The sequence below is a fragment of the Streptomyces sp. Y309 genome (assembly GCF_056712025.1).
Genome location: NZ_JBWYAE010000002.1, coordinates 1 through 16292 on the forward strand (window position 1 = coordinate 1; position 16292 = coordinate 16292).

19 protein-coding genes and 2 pseudogenes are annotated in these 16292 nt (G+C 69.0%); 18 read left to right on the top strand and 3 right to left on the bottom strand.

The window, feature by feature from the left end:
* Positions 1-603 precede the first annotated feature (603 nt).
* From AC0KTA_RS39315 to AC0KTA_RS39345, 7 genes and pseudogenes are all read left to right on the top strand, one after another.
* On the top strand, positions 604-993 hold the full coding sequence (locus AC0KTA_RS39315; RefSeq protein WP_481056750.1) for a hypothetical protein: 390 nt from the start codon (positions 604-606) through the stop codon (positions 991-993).
* Between the two features lie 65 nt (positions 994-1058).
* Positions 1059-1586 (top strand): hypothetical protein, encoded by a 528-nt coding sequence (locus AC0KTA_RS39320; RefSeq protein WP_481056751.1) that lies wholly within the window; start codon positions 1059-1061, stop codon positions 1584-1586.
* Between the two features lie 115 nt (positions 1587-1701).
* Positions 1702-2880, top strand: a complete 1179-nt coding sequence (locus AC0KTA_RS39325; RefSeq protein WP_481056752.1) for a DUF932 domain-containing protein — start codon at positions 1702-1704, stop codon at positions 2878-2880.
* 316 nt (positions 2881-3196) lie between these two features.
* Positions 3197-3610, top strand: a complete 414-nt coding sequence (locus tag AC0KTA_RS39330; protein ID WP_481056753.1) for a hypothetical protein — start codon at positions 3197-3199, stop codon at positions 3608-3610.
* Between the two features lie 133 nt (positions 3611-3743).
* The gene (locus AC0KTA_RS39335) at positions 3744-4553 is read left to right on the top strand and encodes a hypothetical protein (RefSeq protein WP_481056754.1); all 810 of its coding nucleotides are present in this window, start codon (positions 3744-3746) and stop codon (positions 4551-4553) included.
* Between the two features lie 333 nt (positions 4554-4886).
* The gene (locus tag AC0KTA_RS39340) at positions 4887-5732 is read left to right on the top strand and encodes a hypothetical protein (protein ID WP_481056946.1); all 846 of its coding nucleotides are present in this window, start codon (positions 4887-4889) and stop codon (positions 5730-5732) included.
* A 15-nt stretch (positions 5733-5747) separates the two neighbouring features.
* A pseudogene (locus tag AC0KTA_RS39345) lies at positions 5748-6086 on the top strand (ATP-binding protein); the annotation flags it as partial.
* A gap of 35 nt (positions 6087-6121) precedes the next feature.
* Here AC0KTA_RS39345 and AC0KTA_RS39350 read toward each other — a convergent pair.
* From AC0KTA_RS39350 to AC0KTA_RS39360, 3 genes are all read right to left on the bottom strand, one after another.
* Positions 6122-6649: a DinB family protein gene (locus tag AC0KTA_RS39350; RefSeq protein ID WP_481056755.1), complete on the bottom strand. Its 528-nt coding sequence runs from the start codon at positions 6647-6649 to the stop codon at positions 6122-6124.
* Between the two features lie 302 nt (positions 6650-6951).
* Positions 6952-7143 carry a hypothetical protein gene (locus AC0KTA_RS39355; RefSeq protein WP_481056756.1) on the bottom strand — a complete coding sequence of 64 codons (192 nt, stop codon included), beginning with the start codon at positions 7141-7143 and terminating at the stop codon, positions 6952-6954.
* Positions 7140-7658: a hypothetical protein gene (locus tag AC0KTA_RS39360; RefSeq protein WP_481056757.1), complete on the bottom strand. Its 519-nt coding sequence runs from the start codon at positions 7656-7658 to the stop codon at positions 7140-7142. The genes AC0KTA_RS39355 and AC0KTA_RS39360 overlap by 4 nt, the downstream gene beginning before the upstream one ends.
* A gap of 228 nt (positions 7659-7886) precedes the next feature.
* On the opposite strand from AC0KTA_RS39360, the pseudogene AC0KTA_RS39365 reads away from it, so the two are divergent.
* The 11 genes and pseudogenes from AC0KTA_RS39365 (at position 7887) to AC0KTA_RS39415 (ending at position 15957) form a co-directional block, all read left to right on the top strand.
* Positions 7887-8148, top strand: a pseudogene (locus AC0KTA_RS39365) (hypothetical protein).
* On the top strand, positions 8120-8647 hold the full coding sequence (locus AC0KTA_RS39370) for a DUF6879 family protein (RefSeq protein ID WP_481056758.1): 528 nt from the start codon (positions 8120-8122) through the stop codon (positions 8645-8647). The pseudogene AC0KTA_RS39365 and the gene AC0KTA_RS39370 overlap by 29 nt, the downstream one beginning before the upstream one ends.
* A gap of 23 nt (positions 8648-8670) precedes the next feature.
* Entirely contained in the window at positions 8671-9522 is an 852-nt protein-coding gene (locus AC0KTA_RS39375) for a helix-turn-helix domain-containing protein (protein WP_481056759.1), read from the top strand.
* 377 nt (positions 9523-9899) lie between these two features.
* Positions 9900-10037, top strand: a complete 138-nt coding sequence (locus AC0KTA_RS39380) for a hypothetical protein (protein ID WP_481056760.1) — start codon at positions 9900-9902, stop codon at positions 10035-10037.
* 425 nt (positions 10038-10462) lie between these two features.
* On the top strand, positions 10463-11986 hold the full coding sequence (locus AC0KTA_RS39385) for a ParB/RepB/Spo0J family partition protein (protein ID WP_481056761.1): 1524 nt from the start codon (positions 10463-10465) through the stop codon (positions 11984-11986).
* 85 nt (positions 11987-12071) lie between these two features.
* Positions 12072-12407, top strand: a complete 336-nt coding sequence (locus AC0KTA_RS39390) for a hypothetical protein (protein WP_481056762.1) — start codon at positions 12072-12074, stop codon at positions 12405-12407.
* Between the two features lie 35 nt (positions 12408-12442).
* Entirely contained in the window at positions 12443-12913 is a 471-nt protein-coding gene (locus AC0KTA_RS39395) for a hypothetical protein (RefSeq protein WP_481056763.1), read from the top strand.
* 97 nt (positions 12914-13010) lie between these two features.
* Positions 13011-13547 (top strand): single-stranded DNA-binding protein, encoded by a 537-nt coding sequence (locus AC0KTA_RS39400; protein WP_481056764.1) that lies wholly within the window; start codon positions 13011-13013, stop codon positions 13545-13547.
* Positions 13548-13763: 216 nt separating this feature from the next.
* On the top strand, positions 13764-14168 hold the full coding sequence (locus AC0KTA_RS39405) for a hypothetical protein (protein WP_481056765.1): 405 nt from the start codon (positions 13764-13766) through the stop codon (positions 14166-14168).
* 619 nt (positions 14169-14787) lie between these two features.
* Positions 14788-15135, top strand: a complete 348-nt coding sequence (locus tag AC0KTA_RS39410) for a hypothetical protein (RefSeq protein WP_481056766.1) — start codon at positions 14788-14790, stop codon at positions 15133-15135.
* Positions 15136-15261: 126 nt separating this feature from the next.
* Positions 15262-15957: a hypothetical protein gene (locus AC0KTA_RS39415; RefSeq protein WP_481056767.1), complete on the top strand. Its 696-nt coding sequence runs from the start codon at positions 15262-15264 to the stop codon at positions 15955-15957.
* The last annotated feature ends 335 nt before the right edge of the window (positions 15958-16292 follow it).

A 16292-nucleotide genomic window follows, 5' to 3' on the forward strand; every position in this document is an offset into this window, starting at 1 on the left:
GGGCCGGCTTGGGAATTCTCACGAATTCCCGAATGGGTTAAGCATTTTCGGAACTGACGCGTTGTCAACTCCTATTCCATGTAGTGGTTCAGATGTTTGCTCAGTTCTGGGGCATTCCATGCCCCGCTGTTGTTCTACGGAATTCCATTCCGTAGGACAACAGCCTATGAGGTTTCCCGGGAAAGCAGAACTCCCGGAAACCGGGCCGGGTTGAGCCCTCCGGGCCCAACCCGGGGTCGGCCTCCGGCCGCCCCACCCTCCATACCACCCCGGCGCGACGGCCGAGCCGACGCGCACAAGATGCCGCCTCGCCCCAATCCCCGAAGCCGCCGCCACGTCCCTGCCCGCCTCGCTCCTTCTACCCAACCGGCATGGCAGCAGCGGGAGCGGAGGGGATGTCAGCAAGCCGCCCAAGCCTCATCCGCAGGGCTGACCTGCGGACCGGCAGGGTAGGCCTGTCGGCGCACCGCAACCTTCAGCGCAACCCGTACCGCAACGCCGGGGCGCAACATCTACCGCAATACGTGGCGCAACGGGGCTTCCGCCCTGAAGCTACACACACTATTATTTGAAGTCCTGGGAGAGGCGACCCCCAGGGGCGCAATGACCAACGAAGGGGAAGACGTGGAAATCCAAATTGAAGCCGGAATTGTCCGGCGTGTGCGCGGCGAAGACGCATCCATGTCAGGCATGGCCATTCAGGCCCGAACCATCGCGAACTTCCTGCCACTCATGTGTGTACGGGCAGGAGCGAAGATCGTGCACAACATCGACGCGAACTACATCGGTATTCGCTTCGACACGAAGCACGGGGCAATCATCCTGGAAATGCCGTCAGGTGACGGGCCCTATCGGCTGGTTCGTGAATTGATCGAAGCGGACTCAGCGGGGCGCACCAGTGTGGAGATGCGGCGCTTCCCTCAGATCTACAAGCCTCGTGGAATCGCCCACATTACGGCTGAGTTCCTGCGCTCGCGCGGGTTTCTGAGCTAATCCGTGCGGGGCGTCCGGCGCAGGACGCCCCCGCTGTTCAGCACACCGAAATGAAAGGCGAAGCCATGGAAGACACGCAGATCACCGAGCAGGCCGAGGCCGAGATCACGGACTCCGAGCAGGATCAGGCCCTCCACGCGTGGCGGATCTTGGCGCGCAGTGAGAGCAGCGCGCAGGCGCTGCGTGCGCCGTACCGGGTACTGGCGTTGGCCCGCCCGCTCTTCGAGTTGGGTTGGGCGATGGGCGTGCGCACCGGTCACACCGGGCTGGCCGTGGTTGGGGTTCCGGTGGACCGCTCTACGGTCCAGGAGACGTTCCACTTGCTGAGCCAGCTTCAGCAAGTGGGCACGCCAGCAGTGGACCCGGAGCGCTCTGGTCCGGTGCTGTGGCAGAAGGTCTGGTATCGCGGCAGCCTGACGCGCTGTCATGGCGCCTACTGGGTCGGGGCGATCCACGCGTACGGAGAGCCCTACGGGCAGAGCACGGATTCGCGCTTTGACCTTCACGCGCTGGACGCGCCGACGGGCAGCCCTCGGATCACGAAGGTGCGGCGCCAGAGCCTGACGCTGGTGGACGAGTACCTGTCGCCCTAAGTGTGCAGGTCAGGGGCGGGTTCACACTCTCCCAACACACACTATTATTGCAGTTGTCCGGGGGTGGTGGCCCCACCCCCGGACCGCAGAAGCCGACGACGAAGGGGAATCGTCCATGACCCAGCAGTTCGCCGAGCGCGCCGTGAGCGTCGCGCCGACCGGCGCCCGCAACGCCGAGTTGTCCGACCTGGTCAGCATCCTCGAAGGCCAGCAGCACCAGAAGCTCGACATCATCGTGCCCGCCCCCGCCCTGCGCGCCGTTGAAGGAAGCCTGCTCGTTGAGGGGGTGGAGTCCCAGATCACCGACGACGGCGTGACCGATGTCGACGGCCTGTACCGGCCCACCGCTGTCGCGGACGAGGGCATCGCGGAGAAGCTGCGGATCCCGCTCGCCTATCTGCGCCGCATGCGCGCGGAGCGGGTCGCACTTCTGGACGAGAACATCAACGCCTGGCTGCGGCACGAGCCGGAGCGCAGGTTCATGCTGCGCGCGTTCCGTGGCGAGCATTCCCCCGGTACGGCGCCCACAGAGGGTGTCGCCCGTGCACTGCTGTCGGACAGTTACAAGCTCATGGACAACTTCGACATGCTGCTTGCCGCCCTGGACGGCGTTGAGCAGTCCGGCCACCCGACCCGCGTCACCGGCTGCGACCTGACCGACCGGCGCATGTACGTGCGGGTCGAGTCCGAACAGGTTGCGGTGCGTGCCCGCTCCCTGCTGAGCGGCTACCGCTCCCCGTTCGACGGGCGCAGCGGCGATGAACTGCCGGTCGTCTCGGCCGGGTTCGTGATCAGCAACAGCGAGGTGGGTTCCGGGGCGTACACCATCACCCCCCGCGCCGTGGTCCAGGTCTGCCGCAACGGACTGACCATGGCCAAGGACCTCATGCGCGCGGTGCACCTGGGGGGCAGGCAGGACGAGGGGGTTATCTCCTGGTCCGGTCAGACCCAGCGCAGGACGCTGGACCTGATCACGTCGAAGACCACCGACGCCGTGCGTACCTTCCTGTCGCCGGAGTACGTGCAGGCCAAGGTCGCGGAGATGGAGCGGGCCGCCGGTAGGGAGATCTCGGAGCCGACGAAGACCATCGAGCACGTCACGAAGTCGCTCAGCATCGGTGCCGAGACCAAGGACAAGATCCTTGCGCACTTCGTGCGCGGGGGTCAGATGACGGCCGGAGGCATCATGCAGGCCATCACCTCCACCGCACAGACCCTGGGCGACGCCGACCAGGCCGCCGCCCTCGAAGCACTCGCCGTGCCCGCTCTCGCGGCCGCCGCCGCGCACGGTTGATGAAGCCCCCGTGTGGGCCGGGCCCCCGAGCCCGGCCCACACAGGCCCCGCACCACACCACGCACCTGGCCCCGCCCGCCCCCTCTTTCCGGTCGCTGCTCGCCGTGAATGACCGCACGGCCGCGCCGCCCTCGTCGGCCGGGCAGTCGCGGCGAGCAGCCCGGCCGACGAGGACGGCGCGTGTTCCTAGCGGCGCCAGCCCGCCGCGCCTGTGCGTATTCAGCCCACCGCCCTCAAAGGAGTCGTTGTGGCCAACTCATGTCGACCTCAGCCCCATGCCCACCGCCCCCGGCTCAACTATCCAGGTGACGCTCGGATGGAAGCCGCGAATGACCGTGCGTGCGACGCCTTCGCAGGCCTCTTCTCCGTACTGGGAGAAGGGCACCACTGCCTCCACTACGGCGCAGCCAACAGTGACGGGGGCATTGCTCTGGCCGCCGTCAGCGTCACGCTCACGACCGAGCCGAGCCTGGGCCTGGACACCGACCCGCACGGCTTCCTCGTCATGGAGTCAGCGTTGACCATCGCGTTGGAGGGAAGCTGTGTCGAGCGCGCCCTCCTCATCGTCGTGACCAGGCACGAGCCTCACGTGCTCGTGCGCGGCTGGCGTATCGAGAACGGATGGCTTCACAGCATGCCGCCGGACGCGGTGCAACAGATCGTCCTGCCTGGCAGCAATGCTCAGGTCCTCCCCACGCCGGACGTACCGGACCCCGCCACCGCACTCTGAGGCGGCGGCGCAGCAGGACAGCTCACCGCCTCAGGCCAAGACCGCCGCCCCGGTGCCCGTGCATTCCCCCTTGACGAGTGCCGGGGCGGTCCCCCTCGCTCGCCCACATCCAGCCTCCGAGGAGCGGAACCCCGTGGCCGATCACAGCCTGCTCATCGATACGCCCGCTGGCACGGCGCGTGCGTCCGCCGGCCCCCGCCAGGGTGACGCCCTGGTGTTCACCGTGACCGGAGCCGTGCGCGGCCGCGTGCACGTCACCGGCACCCACCACCCCCGGCACTGGGACAGGTTCACCGCGGTGCGCGCCTGCCTGGGTCCCGTCAACGCCTACAAGGCCACCGCCCCCGACGAGGACCTGCCCCGTCTCGCGCGCGGCAGCCGCGGGTACCACGGCAGCCTGACCCTCTACGGCGACGCGGACCACCGTGAGGCCTCGGCCAGCCCGCTGAGTGCAACGAGCGACAGGCCGGTGTCGGACAAGGCCGCAGCGGCGCTCACCGCCGTCCTGCGCGCCTGCGCCGAGCACGTCGCGCAGCGCGCGGACCTGCCGGTCATCCTGGACCTCTCACGCCGCCGTGACACTCCTGCCCTTCTGCGCTTCCTGGCCTGGTCGGCCACTGAGGCACAGCGTGAAGCTGCCCGCGGTGAAGCAGAGCGGTGCGCAGCCGAATCCGGCAGAAGGACCGCGGTCGCGGCCTGGTGGGCAGCTGCACGCTGCTTCGTGGCCCGGCCGCACCCGGTCCTGCTGCTGACGCTGGCCGACGTCCCCGGCTCCCTGGCCCGCCGCGCCGACGTATTGACCGCCATGGCCCCGTACTACGCGGACGTGGCCGAGCAGGAACGTCAGCGCGCTCGCCGGGCCCAGGACGAAGCCAACTCCCTGCGCGCGCAGCAGCGCAGGCGCCCGCACCGCCGCCGCCCATCCCTGCCCGGCGGCCCCTGAAAACCAGAGGAAGGCGCAGGTCAGGGGGTGGGTTCCCCTCTAGACAAGAGACACTATTATTGAAGATGTGAGACCGGGGTCCACCCGTCCCCGCGGGGACGGCCACCCGCCTGCACCGCACGCCCCCGGCAACCGGCCAGCACCAGCCACGGCTCCTGCGTGCGACCGGGCAGCGATTCTCCTCAACTCGCCCACGAGAAAGGCGCGCACGTGACCTCCACACCCCCGCCCTCCGAGCGCCGCCCGGACGAGCCCCGCGCCGATCGATCGCGCACGGGAGGAAGCACGGCGCGCGCCGGCCATCGGACCACGCGCCGCGTCCTGCGCCGCGAAATGGCGGGCACGATCGGCCTGCTCACCGATGAGCGCGACTTCCGCGCCATGCGGCACTACCGCAGCTTCGCCTTCGACGACTACGCGACCTACCTGGCAGGGGTCGAAGACCTTCTCACGGCCCGCGCCTCGCAGGGCACTTTGACCACGCTCGCCCTCTTCGACCCGCAGGAGTACGCCGACTTCTGCGCCGACACCGGCCTCGACCCCGACACCCCGTCCAGCCGCACCCGCTTCACCGCTGAAATCGCCACCACCGGCTCCACCATCCTCTACGACGGCAAGCCCCTGTCCGACCTCGTCCCGGTCCTGATCGACGAAGCCGCCCGCCAGGCCACCTGGGAGTACGCCTCCGCGCTCCTGGCCCGCCTCGGCACCTGCGCCTCCTGCGGCAAGGACCTCGGCCAGGAGGCCTTCACCCGCGCCCAGGACGTCCTCGCCCGCATTCTCGGCACCGCCCGACCAGGCCACCGGCACCTGGTGTGCAGCGTCTCGACAGGTACGGAAACCCTGGTGTCAGCCCTCCACATAGACACGGACGCCGACGGCGCCACCCAAGTCGACGTCGACGAGGCCCTCGACTTCACCACGGTCCTCGCCGTCGGCCTCGCGGCCGGACCCGGCGGACTCGTCATGCGGACCAGCACCCCGAGCACCACGGAGCGCGTCTGCGGCTGGCGTCTACAAGCGGGAGACCTCGTCCCCCTCACCGCCGCAGAAGTCTTCGACGCCTACTGCACCGACGCCGCATCCGGCGACCTCATGTCCCCGGAATCAGACGTCGACTACTGCCTACCGCCCGACCTCGGACCGGCAGGCCCCACTGCGGGACACCACCACCACTGAACGACCCCGGGCCGTCGCCGCGCCAGCCCGGGCGGCTTCCCTCGCGAGAAGAGCCTGCGGGCCTTCGACTTCGACGCCAACCCCAACGTCGACCCCGCCACCGTCAACACGCTCGCGACCTGCGAGTGGGTCAAGAAGGACGAACCGCTCTGCCTGATAGGCGACTCCGGCACCGGCAAGTCCCACCTGCTGATCGCGCTGGGCACCGAGGCCGCTATGCAGGGCTTCCGGGCCCGCTACGTGCTGGCCACCAAGCTCGTCAACGAACTGGTCGAGGCCGCCGATGAAAAGCAGCTGTCCAAGACGATCGCCCGCTACGGCCGCACCGACCTGCTCTGCATCGACGAACTCGGATGCTGGCGCGGTCTTTCCGACCGCGCAAGCACGTTTCATGCGCCGGTAGTTCCGTCGACCTGCTCGCGAATGAGGTCGGCATGACCGTTGTGACGTGCGTATTCCTCGATCATGTGCACCATGATCCAGCGCAGGGAGACTCCCTGATCGCCGACGTGACCCGCTTCCTGTTCGGACAGGCGGCCGGAGCCGTCCAGCGATGCGTCGGCGATCAACTCACGGCCTCGGGCGACCTCCGCCTGCCACGCAGCCATCGCCTCGTCGAGCCCTCGGTCCGGTTGAAGGGCAAACCCGTCGAGGTTGCTCTCCCCGAAGACCGGCGGCGCATCCTGACCTGCGAATACACGCTGGAACCAGTTGCGCTCCACCTCAGCCAAGTGCTGAACGAGACCGAGCAGGGTCATCGACGAGGGTGACGCTGCAGCAAGCCGTAATTGATCATCTTTGAGGCCCGAACACTTCAGGGCGAGAGTCGCACGGTGAAAGTCCAGCCACGCTTCCAGCATGGCGCGTTCGTCGGCATGCGCGGGTGGGATAGGCCGTCCATCTGGTGTCGTATTCATGAGCAAACCCTGGCAGCAGCAGCCGTGGACCACGAGCGTCTTCGCTGGCGACGAACACGCGTCTCACCCCTCTCTCGGGCGAGCCAGTGACATCAAAACTCACTGACATTGATCTTGCTGAACCAGGCGAGGTGACTCCCGGAACCACCTCCACATGACTCCCTCACAAAGTGACACAGCCACCGGGCGACGGCCCACCCCTTCCCCTACCTGCGCCACCGTCACAACGGCGCGGGAACGTACGCGCGCCACCAGGTCGAGGCATGGCTGTACGGCACGGCGGCGCTCGGTGACGTCGCGTGTCACCGCTGCCCCGCCGCGCGCATTCGGCGGGCCTGGATGGCGGCTCCCTGGGCTGCCTTCCAGGCCCGGCGCATGCGCGTGCCCTCGGCGCAGTGCTCCTCCCGCTGACAGCGGGGACAGCCGTGCAGATGCCCCATGTAGTTCCGGTACAGCTTCGTCGCCCGGGCATCGAAGTCGGATACGGGAGTCATGACTCAACCCTCAGCAGAGGCAGAGGCTCGGAGAGGTCCAGGAGCGCGCGCAACCGGGCGGTGTCGCACAGGTTCCCCGGGAACTGCGGCAGGACCACCCAGGCCGCGAGCACCGACGCGTGGCCGAGACGGGGGATGCCAAGGTAGGTGTCCGCGCCGAGGCGCTCCTCCTCGCCGTCCCACTGCGCGCCCGGCGGCACGAGCGCGTAGTAGGGGCCTTCGCTGTACCGCGTGTCACGGATGACGGGGCCGTGCAGCCAGTCGGTGAGAACCGTGGCCACGGTGTCCGGCCCGGTGCTGCCGACAGCGGCGCGGATGCGCTCGGGCTGGATGCGGACCGCGTCGAAGCGACGGCCAAGCGGCAGCAACGCCACCCCGTGATTCGCCCACTCGGACACAGCCTGACGCGGCACGGAGTGGGCCCTCGCCAGCCAGTCGGCGATCGCGCCCCTGTCCGGTGCCTGCTCCCGTGCGCTGCTTCCCGGGCCCGGCCGGGGGCCCATACTCTCGGCCACGTCGACTCCTCGATAGTCGGCCACGCCCCGGGGCCGTTCGCGCGGCCGCCGAGGTCTGTGCTGGAACTTCCGACGCTAGGAGCGTGCTGTGCATCACGGCCAGCAATGTGCACGGATGTACACAGCAATATGCCGCACTAGGCCTCGCAGCCCAGCGCCCTTGCCCCTCCAACTACGCCGACTGACAGTGGTGTTCATCTGTGCACACCATCGGCAGTGGAGGCAGGCATGTCGTTACTGTTCATCGGGATCGACCCCAACACCGAGGAAGGTGAGAGCCCCACGGTCTGGGCCGATCTGCAGCAGAAGGAACTCGTCCTGCAGGGGTGGAAGGCGGGGGCCGAACTCGCAGTGGAGTGCGCCGCTTTCCAGGCGCCTGGCCATGCAGCCGGCATCCCGGAAAGCGAGGCGGTGATCCGTATCCCGGCCAGGATGGTGCACATGATCAGGGGAGGCGTGCGATGCCCTCGAGCGTTCCGGCGTGGAGTGAGCTCCTCGGCATGGCGCAACGCTCCGCCGTACACCTGGAGATGAGGGACGCCTACGCCGTGGACTACGAGAAGGGCCCGTTCGCCGCATGGCGAGACGGCATGCGGCAGTCGCCCGGCGATCGCACATCCTGGTGGCGTCCGTGGCATTCCCTGATCGCCGACACGGTGAGCCGAGGCGTCGTCGTGCGCCGCGCCCGCATCGTCTCCGAGCCGGTCAGCGAGTACACACGCTTCCTGTACGACGGCACATTCAAGAACGTCATCGCGGGCGAGCACGTGCGGTGGCTGCCGAGGCGCCAGACCTCCAACATCGCCCTTCCCGCCAATGACTTCTGGCTCATCGACCAACATCTCGTGAGGTGGAACCACTTCACGGGTAAGGGAGCCTCAGCAGACGGGGAGATCAGCACCGACCCAGCCGTGGCGAGTCTGTGCGCCAGCGCGTTCGAGGCCGTGTGGGAGCGCGCCATTCCCCACGACAACTACAAGATCACCTAGCGCTAAGGCAGTCAGGCCAGCCCATGCCCATCTCTCCGTCGTCCTCGGCTCAAGCTGCGCGCGAGTCTGTCGCGCAGCGCCTCCGGGAAATCCGCTTGGACGCCGGAATCAGTGGAAGTGAGCTGGCCGCGCGCTGCGGCTGGAGTCACCCGAAGACGTACCGGATCGAGGGCGCCCGCACGCCTCCTTCGACCGAGGACATCCGTCGTTGGTGCCAGGCCTGCGGTGTCACCGACCAAGCCCCGGACATCATCGCCCAGTCCCGCAACGCCGAGTCCATGTACGTGGAGTGGCGGCGCAAACTGCGCTCCGGGCTGAAGCAGCTTCAGCAGAGCTATCTCCCCCTGTTCAAGTCCACCCGGGTCTTCCGTGTCTACTCGCCCACTCTGGTGCCGGGCCTGCTGCAGACCGAGGGATACGCGATGGGCCTGCTGTCCACCATCACGAAGTTCCGGGACATCCCCAACGACGTAGCGGAGGCCGTCGCCGCTCGCCTTGAACGCTCCCGAGTCCTCCACGAGCCCGGCCATCGCTTCGTCCTCGTGGTCGAAGAAGCGGCCCTGCGCCACCAAGTTGCCGACGCCGAAGCAATGGCTGCTCAGCTCGGATACCTCCTAACCGCCGGGGCGCTGCCGTCGGTGTCGCTCGGCGTGATTCCCATGGAGACGCCCGCACGGCCGATGTGGCCCATCGAGACCTTCCACATGTACGACGACACCCTCGTGTCGGTGGAGATCCTTTCGGCGCGCGTAACCGTCACGCAGCCCAGTGACATCGCCGTGTACGCAGACGCGTTCGAGCAGTTGCGCAGCATGGCCGTGTACGGCGCGGAAGCACGGGCGTTGATCGTGAAGGCGATCGATGCCCTGCATTGACCACCTTGCATGCGCAAGCGGCCCCGCCCTCCCGTAGGAGAGCGGGGCCACGCGTACACCGCCCCACACCCCCGGCGGGACAGTTCCCTAGTGAATCGAGGGCCGTCACTTCACCCACCAGGTGGCGGCCCCCTTCCCCCCTTCCCCCCTTCCAGCCCTGGGGAGTTGCCATGCTCCGCACTGCGCCGCGCCCTGCCATCGCCCCCGTCTCCGCGTCCCCGTCCGCCGGCTCACGGCCGGGATCGCGGCACTGCCGCCCACCGCGCGCGACGCCCTCGGCACCGACGCCACCGCCGAGGAAGCCATCGTCTACAACCGCGGCCGCACTGCCGCCGCGACCACCGTCGCCCTCTACCCCAGCGGGTACAACGCTGCCGATGCCCGACGACCACCTGGACGACACCGTGGGCGCCCTGGACTTCCCCTACACGGCGCCGAGCGCGGAAACACGCGTCACCATGCGCGCGGTACTCACCATCCTGGAGGCGGACTACGCGATCACCGCCAGAGGCTGATCACACCCCGGCGGGGCGGCCCGCGCAGCGAAAGGACCGCCTGATGTTCCTGGTCACTCCCGATCCCGCATACGGACTCGTCGCCGCACCGAGGTCCAGCATCGACCGCACGCCCGCGACCGAACAGGCCCTCGCCGGGCAGGGGTTCTCCTGGAACAGCGGATCGAGGCATTCACCCGCCGGGCCGCCAGCAGCCCGGCCGACGCGGAGTGCACCGCCGGCACTCTGCGCGACCTGGGCCACTACGTCTTCTCGTTCCCGGCAATCCGGCCCCTGCGCCGAAACCCCCTTGCATGAAGCCGTATCCACGCAGCTCAGGGGGTATCTAGCCCTCACAACACAACACACTATTATTTCATGTGGGCGGAGGTGCCGCCACCCACCGCCCTCCAACCCGCCGATGAGGCACGCAGAAGGAGAGCCCCATGGCCACTGCCGTCCCGACCACGGCCGACCAGAGCACCGCTCAGGAAGAAGACGCCCAGCAAGAGCGTGAGGAAGCCGCTCCGCAGCTCGCCCGCCTGGACCCGGCGCTGCTGGTACGCGACCCGTGCAACGCCCGCGAGGAGGACACCGAGCCGGACGAGAAGCTGAAGACCTCCGTCAAGGAGATCGGGGTCGAGGAAGCCATCAGCGTCCGCCCCCGGGGCGACGGCACCTACGGCGTCTTCAAGGGCTGGAGGCGTGCGCAGGCGGCACAGATCGCCAATGCCACCGCCGAGGAAGACGGCCGCCCGCTGCGCCCCGTCAAGGCATGGGTGCGCGATGACCTGGTCGGCAACGACGGCTGGACCCGGCTCCTGTCCGTGATCGAGAACGACCACCGTGCGGGCATGAGCGAGCGGGATTGCCTGCGCGGGCAGGAACTCGCCCTGATCGACATGAACGACGCCGACCGCGCCAGGGCCGCCAAGGCACTCGGCGTGGGCCGCAACGCCGTCAAGCAGGCCAAGACGGCACAGCGGCTCGACGACTCCGCACTGCGCCGGGCGGCCGCCGAAGGCCTGGACCTGGAACAGACCGCCCAGCTCGCCGAGTTCGAGGGCCTGCGCGGCTCGGAGCCAAGACTCATGCGCGCGCATGCACGCGACCAGGCCGAGGGCGGCGGCGGGCGCGGCTTCTGGGATCAGGAGGTGGCACTGCTGGCCGCCGAGCGGGACGACGCCGAAGCCCTCGCCAAGGCCAAGGCCGAGCTGGCTGAGGCAGGCATCACGCTGCTGGACACGGCGCCGTCCTCGCACAAGGACCCTGCCCGGCCGCTGGCCCAGCTGACCACCGGGCTGGGCAATCCGCTCTCCCAGGACAACCACGCCAACTGCCCCGGTCACAGCGCCCGGCTGGACGACGAGCACCGGCCCGTCTGGCACTGCGACAACCCGTCCGCGTACGGGCACAAGGTCCGCCCGCAGCCGAAGAAGCCCAAGACCGAAGAGGACCACCACAAGGCCCAGGAGCGGGCCCGGGTCGTGGCCTGCAACCGGGCATGGAAGGCCGCTGCCGGGCCGCGTCAGGAGTTCCTCAAGCGGCTGGTTCGCGGCAAGGCCCTGCCGGAGGAGGCCCGGCTGTTCACGCAGCAGGTCCTGCTGGAGCTGCCCCGCTTCTACGGCAAGTGGGCGGACAAGCAGAAGACCCAGACCGTGGCCCTGCTGCTGGGCGCCAAGGACCCCGAGCAGGAGTCCGCCGCCGCCCTCGCGGCCGCCCTCCCGAAGAACCGCCTGGCCAATGTGCTGTTCGCCCAGGTCGCCGCCGCGTTCGAAGACGCCATCCGCGAGCCGAAGCAGTTCGACGCCTCCCGGATGGATCACATCTACCTGTGGGAGTCCCCCGACCGCCGCTACGCCCGCTACCTGCTGCTCCTGGAATCACTGGGGCAGGCCGCCGACGGCAGCTACCAGCTTTCGGAGGTCGAGCAGCAAGCCGTCAGCCGTCACCGGGACAGCACGAACTGACCGGCACCTCCCCCTTGTTCCCCGGCCGGGCACGCCCCGTTGACCGGCCGGGCCACCTTCCCTCGTCACAAAGAGGCGAACCCGCATGTCCATCACCTTCGGGCAAGTCGTGGGCCACATCGGCGAGCTGCCCGATGCGGTGTCCGTCGCGCAGGGCCAGGAGGCCGCCGCGAAGCGGCTCCGCGCGCTGGACACGGCCGCGTACGACGCACCCGGCGGCCCTGACCGAACTGCGGGAACTGCCCCGGCGCTAGGAGGCACTGCCCGACGCCTGGTCCTCGCTCCCGACCGTCCCGGCGCCCCGCGCGGCATCAGCCTCGACGTGCCCGTCGTGCGCCGACGCCTGCTGCGCACCGCGTGGCTCCCTCCCGAGCAGCAGTGCCCGGCCGACAGGCTGCGCACGCTGACCGACAAACCGTGAACGCCCCCTGCCCGCCGCCACGTGAAGGAGTTCCTGTGATCACACCCGACCTTTCCACGCCCGAAGGCAGGGCCGTCAGCGACCTGCATGCACAACTGCGTGAGCTTGAGGCACGCACCGGGGAATGGCCAGGCGCGGACGTCGTCGACCTCCTCGGCAGGTGGTTCAGCCGCTTCGTCTTCTTCCCGGACGCCGAGGAATGCGCGAGGGCCAACAGCTCGGCGGTCTTCCACCCCATGGCGGATCCGGACGACGAGGGGCTGCCCTGCGTCGAGGTCTCGGGCATCCTGACCTTCACCTACCTGGACCCCGACGCACAGGCCGTGCGGGTGTCAGTGCACCTCGACACCGCCGAAGAGCGGCTGCTCCGCGCCGACGGCTCGGTCCCTGTGCAGGTCGAGATCGAAGACACCGTCGTCTTCCGTGACGTCGCCGCCCCGACGGCGCCGCGGCCGCAGCGCGGCGGACGAAGCGGCTGCGGCGCAAGGAGCGCCGGCGACGGCTGACGTGCCGGAGACTGAGGCCCTCCCGGGCGGCGGAGCAACGACAGAGGGATTGACCCCAATCCGTATCACACTATTATAGAAATTTGGAGGTGTTCTCATGGCTCCGTCCGTCGCCCACGCGTCCGGCACCGTCACCGGTGACGTGGAATGCCGCTTCACCCAATCCGGCATCGCCGTATGCCGGTTCCGGCTGACCGAGGTGCCCGCCCGGTGGGATGCCGCCGCGCAGCGGTGGCGCGACGGGGCCCCGATCGGCTACGTCTGCACGGCCTGGCGGAATCTGGCGCGCAACATCACGGAGTCCCTCACCGCCGGAGTGCACGTGCTGGTCAAGGGACGCATCACCGAGATCAAGAACGACCTCATCTTCCTCAGCGTCGACGACTTGGGGCTGAGCCTGCGCCAGCGCATCGCCTACACCGAGACCAGCCTGCCCAGCCCCGCCGCCGCAGCCCCCGTCATCACGCCTGCCCACCGCCCGCGTCACCCGGAGACCGCCCGGCCAGCTCCCGCACCCGCAGGGCGCGGCAGGGTGCCCGCCTGGTGGGCTACGGAACGCGCCGCCGGATGGACTCAGCCCCGCAACGACCGCGCCCCAGCCGCCCGCGAGGCACCCGGCCACGTCGGCAGCTGACCCCTTCACCCGCCCCGCGGCCGCGCCGGCTCACCTGCCGGCGCAGCGCCCTGCCCGAGAGGCCGCCATGCCCGCCTCCGCCGCCTGCGGGGCTGCGGGTGTGTCACGTTTGGCCGACCTGTTTCGTCAGTAGATGGAAGGGCGAGGGCAGATGCGATCCATGGACTACGTTGCCCCGCCAGCGCTGCGTCATCGACAGCAAAGGGCAGGAGATTCATGCGTATCAAGGGGATGCTCAAGGCCAGTGGCGTCATGGCGGCGGCAGTCGTCGTCTCCTTAGCCACGGCCACGGGGGCACATGCCGACGGCGGCGACCTGTGGACCGACGACGACAACCCGGGCGGCAAACTCTCCTTCAACAGCGAAGGCGACAAGACAAAGGTCTGTGACACTGATGCGGACGGCTGGAGCGCGATCGGCTACGTCATCAACCCGAACGGAAGCACCCGCTACTCGATCAGGGCCCGCGGGGACGGCAACTGCAACGATCGAAGCGCCGACGACGGCGGCCGGTACAACCTCGCCGACGGCACCAAGTACACCTTCCGCATCTGCCTCGATCACGACGGTTCAGGCACCGGCGACGACCGCTTCTGCGACAACCACAAGTGGCGCGCGTGAGAACCTGACCTGCAAGGCTTCATGCTGAGCTGGGCGCCACGGCCGCGTCCAGGAGAGAACGGCGGCCTACTGGGCGGCCACCAGCCAAAGCTCCAGCAGGCCACTACCTCACCCCTTCAGCACCCGTTCCGCGACGGCGTCGTCGCGTCAGCCGAACGGTGGTGGCCTGCCAGCTGATGGTGTCGGCTGCTTGTCGGGCACCGCCGGTGAGCACCGTCAGCGTATGGGTGGCAACCCAGTCCTCGGCCGCGGAATCGTCGCCGGCATCGTGCACCGCCCTGACCAGCGCCCCTGCCGGTGGCTCTGCCCGTGCAACCACCCCGCGGACTCCAAGCGCGATCTTCTCCTGGCCCTCGGCCGACGTCCCCGGCTCGCCGGGCTGCAGCACAGGTCACCGACTGGGGTTCGCCGACCTCACCAGGGCAAGCAGCCGGGAGGCGGGTGCTCCGGCCCGGTGTCATCTGCGCCGATGACGGACCCGCATATGGAGTTGCTCGAGCAGCAGCCGCCCCGCAAGGCAGTTGATCTCGCCGCCCGGACGGCCCGTCGCGCTTGTGGCGGATGCCGCTGACCACCGCCCCCTCGCCCCGATCCCTGTACCGGAGGCACACTGCTGATGATGACGACCACGACCCAGCGCCTGCTCGACCTCGCCGCTGCCGCGCCGGCCTGCCGCGACGAGCACTTGCTGCTTCTCCTGCGCGAGGCGAACGCGCTGTACCAGCGCGGCCTTGAGGACCTGCGCCAGAACGTGATCGGCCGCTTCAGCGGGCTTGCTGTGCAAGACCTGGTAGAGGCCGTGAGCGCGGCCGGACTGCCCTGCGACGCGTCACAGGACCGCGACGAGCTTCTCCTGCTGCTGTCATTGACCGAGTGGGAGATGACGCCGGCCGCCTTGGCCTACTCCCAGATGGCTGAAGAGGCAGCACACCGCGGCGTCTGCCTCATTCCCGAACCTGACCTGTAAGACGCCGGCCATCACCGGGAATTTCCTGGGCGATGAACTGGACCCCACCCCAGACCTCCTGCCATTATGCGAGTTGAGGGCCGGGTGGGCCGGCTCTCCCTCCGACGGGATGGGCCCCCTTCCGCCATGACCTCGCGACCCGCGCCGCGCCTCGTCGACGCTGCCGAGATCGCAGCCGAGCAAGGCCTGACAGCAGCACGGATCAGCGCTCTGTACAACGAGCGCGACGAGAACGGCTTCCCCGATGTCAAAGGCCACCGCGGCCGCGCCCGCCAGTGGGACCACACCGAGGTCACCAAGTGGTTCGCCGACCGCGAATCGTCCCGGCTGCGCGCGCACACGCCTCCCTCCCGCAACCCGCAGAAACTGCTGAACGCGGCAGAGGCCTCCCGGTTCCTCGGCTACAAGAACCCCAACCAGGTCACCACCTACGTCCGCGACCACCCCGGCTACTTCCCCGAACCCGACACCGTGGAAGAGCTCGGCACCCCAGAGAAGCCCTACCGCCGGCTGAAGTGGCGCGTGCAGACACTGCTGGACTGGATGGCCACCCGGCCCGGCAGCGGAAAACGCACCGGATCCCAGCGCGCGGCACCACCGCTCCCCGACGTCCCCGTCGACGGCGACCCGGAGGAGCTCCTCGGAGCCACCCAGGCGGCCGCCCTGCTGGGCTTCAAGAGCGTCAACTCCTTCTCCAGCAGCCTCTCCCAGGGCAATCTGCCGATACTCAAGGATGCCGACGCACTCACCGAAGGCGGACGCCGGCGCTGGACCCGCCGGCGGATCCTCGAGCAGAAAGACCAGCGCAAGTCCAGAAGGTAGAAGCCGCGGCGGGCCTCCATCCGCCCGCCGCCCGTGAACGCGGCGCCCGGTTACGGGCCGTTGGTCCCTTGCGGACCGCGAGCCGCACGATGGCCGGTATGACGTGGCTCGCCACCACGTCCCGCAGCAGCAACCGCTGCTGCGGGCCGGCCATCGCCGAACCGATCCCAGGGTTCGCCGTCCTGCACAACCAGGATCGCCGGCGCGGCGGGAGGAAGGCCGACAAGACCCCGTTCGTGCCCGCGTCCCGGCCTCGATCACCGCCTCAGAACTGAGACAAGCCCAGTGACTCGGTGACGTGTGCGCCGGCGCGAGGAGCGCGGTCCCGCGCGGCG

Excerpts from the sequence above, each read along its gene's own strand:
- AC0KTA_RS39315 (WP_481056750.1), top strand. The coding sequence starts at position 604 with ATGACCAACGAAGGGGAAGACGTGGAAATCCAAATTGAAGCCGGAATT.
- AC0KTA_RS39320 (WP_481056751.1), top strand. The coding sequence starts at position 1,059 with ATGGAAGACACGCAGATCACCGAGCAGGCCGAGGCCGAGATCACGGAC.
- AC0KTA_RS39325 (WP_481056752.1), top strand. The coding sequence starts at position 1,702 with ATGACCCAGCAGTTCGCCGAGCGCGCCGTGAGCGTCGCGCCGACCGGC.
- AC0KTA_RS39330 (WP_481056753.1), top strand. The coding sequence starts at position 3,197 with ATGGAAGCCGCGAATGACCGTGCGTGCGACGCCTTCGCAGGCCTCTTC.
- AC0KTA_RS39340 (WP_481056946.1), top strand. The coding sequence starts at position 4,887 with ATGGCGGGCACGATCGGCCTGCTCACCGATGAGCGCGACTTCCGCGCC.
- AC0KTA_RS39350 (WP_481056755.1), bottom strand. The coding sequence starts at position 6,649 with ATGAATACGACACCAGATGGACGGCCTATCCCACCCGCGCATGCCGAC.
- AC0KTA_RS39355 (WP_481056756.1), bottom strand. The coding sequence starts at position 7,143 with ATGACTCCCGTATCCGACTTCGATGCCCGGGCGACGAAGCTGTACCGG.
- AC0KTA_RS39370 (WP_481056758.1), top strand. The coding sequence starts at position 8,120 with ATGCCCTCGAGCGTTCCGGCGTGGAGTGAGCTCCTCGGCATGGCGCAA.
- AC0KTA_RS39375 (WP_481056759.1), top strand. The coding sequence starts at position 8,671 with ATGCCCATCTCTCCGTCGTCCTCGGCTCAAGCTGCGCGCGAGTCTGTC.
- AC0KTA_RS39380 (WP_481056760.1), top strand. The coding sequence starts at position 9,900 with ATGCCCGACGACCACCTGGACGACACCGTGGGCGCCCTGGACTTCCCC.
- AC0KTA_RS39385 (WP_481056761.1), top strand. The coding sequence starts at position 10,463 with ATGGCCACTGCCGTCCCGACCACGGCCGACCAGAGCACCGCTCAGGAA.
- AC0KTA_RS39390 (WP_481056762.1), top strand. The coding sequence starts at position 12,072 with ATGTCCATCACCTTCGGGCAAGTCGTGGGCCACATCGGCGAGCTGCCC.
- AC0KTA_RS39400 (WP_481056764.1), top strand. The coding sequence starts at position 13,011 with ATGGCTCCGTCCGTCGCCCACGCGTCCGGCACCGTCACCGGTGACGTG.
- AC0KTA_RS39405 (WP_481056765.1), top strand. The coding sequence starts at position 13,764 with ATGCGTATCAAGGGGATGCTCAAGGCCAGTGGCGTCATGGCGGCGGCA.
- AC0KTA_RS39410 (WP_481056766.1), top strand. The coding sequence starts at position 14,788 with ATGACGACCACGACCCAGCGCCTGCTCGACCTCGCCGCTGCCGCGCCG.
- AC0KTA_RS39415 (WP_481056767.1), top strand. The coding sequence starts at position 15,262 with ATGACCTCGCGACCCGCGCCGCGCCTCGTCGACGCTGCCGAGATCGCA.